This is a genomic window from Actinomycetota bacterium, from assembly GCA_005888325.1.
Classification (GTDB): domain Bacteria; phylum Actinomycetota; class Acidimicrobiia; order Acidimicrobiales; family AC-14; genus AC-14.
This window is the reverse complement of sequence record VAWU01000029.1, coordinates 39,933-46,070: the sequence shown is the minus strand read 5'-3', so window position 1 is coordinate 46,070 and position 6,138 is coordinate 39,933. Positions and strand designations below refer to the sequence as shown.

5 protein-coding genes are annotated in these 6,138 nt (G+C 71.9%); all 5 read right to left on the bottom strand.

Annotation, left to right across the window (positions count from 1 at the left end; genetic code table 11):
- Positions 1-852: 852 nt before the first annotated feature.
- The 5 genes from E6G06_11795 to rimO are packed head-to-tail and all read right to left on the bottom strand — an operon-like array spanning position 853 to position 6,056.
- Positions 853-2,505: a protease gene (locus E6G06_11795; GenBank protein ID TML90745.1), complete on the bottom strand. Its 1,653-nt coding sequence runs from the start codon at positions 2,503-2,505 to the stop codon at positions 853-855.
- Complete coding sequence (gene thpR, locus E6G06_11790; protein ID TML90744.1) at positions 2,502-3,068, bottom strand: RNA 2',3'-cyclic phosphodiesterase; 567 nt, start codon at positions 3,066-3,068, stop codon at positions 2,502-2,504. Before thpR ends, E6G06_11795 begins: the two co-directional genes overlap by 4 nt.
- Positions 3,017-4,255: a competence/damage-inducible protein A gene (locus E6G06_11785; GenBank protein TML90743.1), complete on the bottom strand. Its 1,239-nt coding sequence runs from the start codon at positions 4,253-4,255 to the stop codon at positions 3,017-3,019. The genes thpR and E6G06_11785 overlap by 52 nt, the downstream gene beginning before the upstream one ends.
- Positions 4,245-4,808 carry a CDP-alcohol phosphatidyltransferase family protein gene (locus tag E6G06_11780; GenBank protein TML90742.1) on the bottom strand — a complete coding sequence of 188 codons (564 nt, stop codon included), beginning with the start codon at positions 4,806-4,808 and terminating at the stop codon, positions 4,245-4,247. The genes E6G06_11785 and E6G06_11780 overlap by 11 nt, the downstream gene beginning before the upstream one ends.
- Positions 4,809-4,811: 3 nt before the next feature.
- On the bottom strand, positions 4,812-6,056 hold the full coding sequence (gene rimO / locus E6G06_11775) for a 30S ribosomal protein S12 methylthiotransferase RimO (protein TML90741.1): 1,245 nt from the start codon (positions 6,054-6,056) through the stop codon (positions 4,812-4,814).
- Positions 6,057-6,138: the final 82 nt, after the last annotated feature.

Here is a 6,138-nt window from a genome sequence, read left to right as displayed (position 1 = left end):
CTACGCCGCGATCCGCGCCGAGCGCCACCTGCGCACCTGGACCGACGGCGAGGGGGCGTTCTGCGGTGCGTTCCGCACCACTCCCGACGCGGGGGCGAGGATGCTGCTCGCCCTCGACGCCGAGATCGACCGCGTGTTCAAAGGGGCGCGGGCCGAGGGCCGGCGCGAGCCCCACCAGGCCTACGCGATGGACGCGCTCGAGGCCCTGGTGTGCGCCGAGGGCACGGGCAAACGCGCCAAGCCCAAGGCCGAGATCCGAGTCGTGGTCGACCACGCGGCCCTGGTGCGGGGACACACGGTTGCGGGCGAGGCGTGTGAGATCGAGGGCCTGGGGCCGGTGCCGGTGGCGGTGGTGGAGTCCTGGAGGCACGACGCCTACCTGCGTCTCATCGTCACCGACGGCATCGACGTCAAGGCCCTCACCCGCCGCAGCCGCTATGTCGACGCCCATCAGGACGCGGCGCTGGCGGTGCGCGACCGGCGCTGCGTCGTCACCGGCTGCGACGTCGACTGGCGCCTGGAGCGCGACCACCGGGTGCCCTACGCGCAGTGCCACACCACCTCCCTCGACGGGCTGGGGCGCATGTGCGGGTGGCACCACCTGCTCAAGACCAAGGGCTGGGAGCTGGTGGGCGGGCCCGGGTGCTACCGCCTGACACCACCGGGCAGCGGCGTCGCGGACACGGCCAGCGTCGAAACGGGCGTCGTCACGACCGACGTCGATCGACAGGTGGAGAGCGGCAGTCGAGCACCACCCTGATGTGAGCGCGGCCGGCGAGGTGACGTGGCGCGAGCGACGCGCGGCGCGTTTGCCCTGAGCGCCCCGCGTACCCGACCGGGGCGGCGCCCGCCTCAGCCGGCGAGGGCGAGCAGCATCACGACGACGCCGGCGAACAGCACCAGCCCCGACGCGATGAAGCGCGCCATCCACTCCCACGACCGCGAGCGCGTGCCGTCGGAGGCCCACACCTCGCGCAGCTCGATCATGGGTCCTGGCGCGCGGCGGTACCAACCCCGCGCGACGACCTCCTGGCCCATGTACTTCTCGGCCTTGAACAGCGCGAAGAGCGCCGCCATGAACGGCACGGGCTGGCGGTAGAGCAGGGGCACGAACCCGGACGCGTCCTGCACGACGAGGTCGGGTGAGAGCACGTAGCCGGGGAACCCGCGCCCGATGATCTGCCCGCGCACGTCGACCGCGATGCCGCCGATCGGGCTCGCGTCCAGTCGCTCGAGCAGCGACGCCACCTCATCCGTCGGCTGCGAACCCGACGGATAGCGCACGCTCTGCTTCACGAACAGCAGCGCACCGGCGAGCGTCAGCGCCAGGCCGATCGAGAAGCGCGAGCCGGTGAACGCGCCGAAGAGCACGAGCGGCACGAGGATCGCCCACGGAGCGACGGCGATTGCGAGCTCCCGGCCGAACCGGGCGCGGGCGGCCGTGCGCTGCTCCGGGGTGACGGTGGCCAACGACCGAAGCACGCTCCACTGCTTGGGCGCGCCGGGCAGGCCCGACTCCTCGAGGACCTGGATGCGCCGGGCCACGAGCGGATGGGACGACAGCTTCTCGAGCACCGCGCCCCACGGGTTGACCACATCCCACCGCATGGCCGCGATGGCGCGCTGGGGATCGATCCCTCGAGCGAACGAGACGGCCATCGCATCGGCAGCGCGCGGCTCGAAGATGCCCATGGCGCGCATCGATTGCGCCCGCCGCGTGCGCTGCTGGAGGCGCGCCGCCTCTTTCTTGCCCTGTTTGCCCGATGCCGCCAGCGCGTGGACGCGCTCTTTCTGCTCCGCGGACACCTGGCCCATCCCGTACGCGATCTTCACGAGTGCGGACGCGAGCGCGTCGCCGTCGCCCGTGCATTCACAGGACCAGTGGTCGGCGGCCGACTCCCGCGCCCGGCTCAGCGCCAGCAACATGAACTGCGACACGAGGTACGCGACGTAGGCGCCGACCGCGACCGCACGCGCCTCCTGGCGATCGGTGGTGCGCGCCGTCACGAACACGAGGTACAGCACCATCGGCACGACCGCGGCGACCGTCATCACCGCGAAGTCCCAGTGGCGGACGTGCCCCACCTCGTGGGTGATCACCGCGTCGAGCTCGCGCTCGTCGAGCCGCTCGAGGAGGCCCCGGGTCACCCACATGCGTGCGTCGCGCGGGGTGCGCCCGAACGTGAACGCGTTGGGGTTGCCGTCGTCAACGAACCCCAGCTTCACGAGGGGGACGCCGGCGTCGCGACAGCGGCGGGCGACGATCTCGCCGACGGGATGGTCGGTGAGATAGCGCTCACCGTCGTGCTCCACCACCGTCGCGGGCACCAGCCACTGGATGATCAGCGGGTTGACCGCGTACTGCAGCAAGACGATGGCGATGGCGAAGGCGGCGGGGAACCACAGCGGGAGCCCGAGCGCGAAGACGCCCGCGACACCGACCGCGAGCACCAACCCCAGCAGACCCCCGATCGAAGGGATCGAGCGACGAAGCACGAATCTCATGGCTCCATGGTACGGACGCGTTGGACCAACTCGTACCGCGCGCCGCGGGGGTGCAGATGGCTCTCTATCACGCAGACCTCCTCGACCGTCCACCGGGCGGCGAGGGGCGCGCCTGTCAACGCCCGGAGGTCGGTGCCCCGGCGGGCGCGGGCCCGAGCGAGCGTGACGTGGGCCGCGAACGGCCGGTCCTCGGGCGGCTCGCCCACGGCCGCGGTGGCCGCCACGATCACGGCTGCGAGGTCGTCCAGCCCGGCCACGGGGACGTGCAGCACGCGGCGCCCGAACCGGCCGGTCTCCGGCCCGAGCCTCGCCTCGCAACGCGGCAACGAGACCGGCTCGAGTGCGGCCGTCACAGCGTCGACGTCGGACACCCGGCCGAGGAAGCGGAGGGTCGCGTGCCACTGGTCGCGGGTGGTCCAGCGCAGGCCCTCGATCTCGGGACGGGTCAGCTCGGCGATCTGGTCGAGCACCGCGGCGGGAGGGACTGCGGCCACGAAGAGCCGCGCGTGCCTCACTCGCGCTCGAGCAGGCGCATCCGCAGGAGGTTGAGCAACGAGATGCACGCGAACTGGCGGACCCGTTCGCGGTCGCCGGGCAGGCGGGTGTGCATCGCCTCGACCCGATCGTCGAGCGCGAGCCCGAGGAACACCGTGCCGACCGGCTGACCGTCCTGCTCAGCCGGGCCGGCGACGCCCGTGACCGCGAGGCCGACGTCGGCGCCCAGCACCTTGCGGGCGCCCTGGGCCATCGCGATCACCGCCTCCTCGCTCACCACGGGCCCGCGGGGCACGCCCAGCAGATCGAACTTGACCTCGCGGTCGTAGGCCACGATGGCGCCGCGGAAGAACCCACTGGCGCCCGCGACCGATGCCAGCCGGGCCCCGACGAGGCCACCGGTCAGCGACTCCGCGACACCCAGCGTCAGCTGATGGCTGTCCAGCAGCACGGCGACCGCGTGCTCCATGCTCTCGTCGTCGACGCCGAACACGAGCGGGCCGAGGAGCGCTCGCAGCTCGTCCTCTTCGGCGGTCAGCAGATCGCGCGCCGCGGCCTCGTCGGGTCCCTTCGCGGTGATGCGCACCTTGATGCCCTCGATGCCGCTGGCGAGGAACGCGATCGTCGGGTTGCCGACGGCGTCGAGCGCGTCGACCCGCGGTCCCACCATCTCGGCCAGCGTCGACTCCGCCGTCCCCCAGGTGCGCAACGTACGGCTGAGGATGACCGAGGTCTCCCCCGACCGCCGCTGCAAGTCGGGGAGCACGACCGAGCCCACCATCGCCTGCATCTCGTAGGGAACGCCGGGCACCGCGTAGACCACCTTGTGGCCGACGGGGCAGATCAGGCCCGGCGCGGTGCCGAGGGGGTTCGTGATGAACTCTGCGCCCTCGGGGCGATCGGCCTGGCGCTCGTTCGACGCCGCCATGTCACGACCGCGGCTGCCGAACATGGAGCGGATGTGCTCGACGACCGCGGGGTCACGAACGAGCCCGACGTTCATCACCTCGGCGATGGCCTCACGCGTGATGTCGTCCTGCGTGGGGCCGATGCCACCGCACACGACGACCGCGTCGCTGCGCGCCAGCGCGTTGCGGATGGCGAGCACCATGCGCGCCTGGTTGTCGCCCACCTTGGTCTGGAAGTGCGAGTCGATTCCCGCCAGCGCGAGCTGCTCACCGATCCACGACGAGTTCGTGTCGACCACCTGTCCGAGCAGCAGCTCGGTGCCGACGGCGACGACCTCACACCTCACTGACTGCCACCCGCCTTCCGTCGAACAGGTACTGGGCGCCGGTGACCACCGTGAGGACGACCGCGCCCCACAGGAAGGCGTTGGCCACGAACGGGTGGCTCTCGGCCGTGAGGGGCAGCAGCGCGAAGCCGACCGCGAGGTCCTGCACGACGGTCTTGGCCTTCGCGGCCGGGCGGGCGGGAACGGAGATGCCCCTGCGCCCCACCCACGAGCGATACGCGCTGACCGCGATCTCGCGCGTCGCGATCAACAGCACCGGCAGCCACCAGAACACGTCGTTCGCGACGAGCACCGCCATCGCGCCGAGCACCACGACCTTGTCCGCGAGCGGGTCGAGGAACGCGCCGGATGCGGTGGTGCCGTGCCGGCGGGCGAGCCACCCGTCGACGCCGTCGGTGCACGAGAGCACGAACCACACGCCCACCGCGAGCCAGCTGCCGTCGGAGCCTGCGGCGAGCACCACCACGAGGAGCAGCGGCGTCGATGCCAGCCTCGCCATGGTGATGGCGTTGGCCGGCGTGGCTAGCGCCGAGGGCCCGAAGCTCGTCGCCACCGGCTATGCCGCTTCCAGGTCGGGGCCGGCCGCGGCCGTGACCGTGAGACGCGCGAACGACCCCGGAGCGAGTGCATCGGGCACGGACACGATGCCGTCGATCTCGGGCGCCTCGCGATGGGTGCGACCGACCCCCGGCGTGTCGACGAGAACGTCGACGTCGCGCCCGACCAGCGCGTCGCGCCGATGGGCGGTGATGCGGTCCTGCAGTTCGGTGAGCTCGCGGAGGCGCTCGCCTACCAGGGCCTCGTCGACCCCACCGTCGAGCCCTGCCGCGTAGGTGCCGTCCTCTCGCGAGAAGGCGAAGAACCCGGCCCAGTCGAGGTCGGCGTCCTCCACGAAGCGCAATAGCCGGTCGTGGTCGGCCTCCGTCTCACCCGGGTAGCCGACGATGAACGAGGAACGGAACGCGGCGTCGGGCTCGCGCGCGCGGATCGAGCGGATGCGGGCGAGGAAGCGGTCACCGTCGCCCCAACGGCGCATCCGTCGCAACAACGGCTTCGACGCGTGTTGCAACGAGAGGTCGAAGTACGGAACTCCCGTCGCGCACACCGTGTCGACGAGCGCGTCATCGAGCTCGCTCGGATAGAGGTAGAGGAGACGGGTGCGCGGCACTCGCTGCGCGACCGCCTGCACGAGGGGCACGATGGCGCGACGTCCGCGCTCATGGCGGCCCGGACGAACGAGGTCACGGCCGTACGACGCGAGGTCCTGGGCGACGAGGACGATCTCGGCCACCTCGAGCTGCTCGACCTCGTCGAGGATCTGCTCGATCGACCGTGAGCGCTGCTTGCCCCGGAACGACGGGATGGCGCAGAACCCGCACGTGCGGTCGCAGCCCTCCGCCACCTTCACATAGGCCCAGGGCACGCGGCTGCGGGGCCGGGGCAGGTTCAGCAGGTCGAAGCTCGGGACCCTCGACGTGAGCGTGACCGGCACGCCGAAGCCCGCCACCGCGTCCGCCTCGGGCAGCGCGGACGCCAGTTCGTCGCCGTAGCGCTCGGCGAGACAGCCGGTGACGACGAGGCGGGCACCGGGCCGGCGCGTCTCGCCGAGGGCGAGCACGGTGTCGATCGACTCCTGACGTGCCGCTTCGATGAACGCGCACGTGTTGACGACCACCACGTCGGCTTCCTCGGGCATCGCGGCCGCAACCAGGCCGTCGGCCTCCAAGGTGCCGACGAGCTTGTCGGAGTCGACCTGGTTCTTCGGGCAGCCGAGCGTCTCGACCCAATAGCGCGTCGGCATGAGTGCCACGATACCGGTCGGCGCGCGGCCCGGAACCGCTCGGTCGACCGTGCCATCCGACGGCGTGCCGCCCGACGGCGTG

What these genes read in the sequence shown, in the direction of transcription:
- E6G06_11795 (TML90745.1), bottom strand. Translation starts at nt 2,505, where the DNA reads ATGAGATTCGTGCTTCGTCGCTCGATCCCTTCGATCGGGGGTCTGCTG.
- rimO (TML90741.1), bottom strand. Translation starts at nt 6,056, where the DNA reads ATGCCGACGCGCTATTGGGTCGAGACGCTCGGCTGCCCGAAGAACCAG.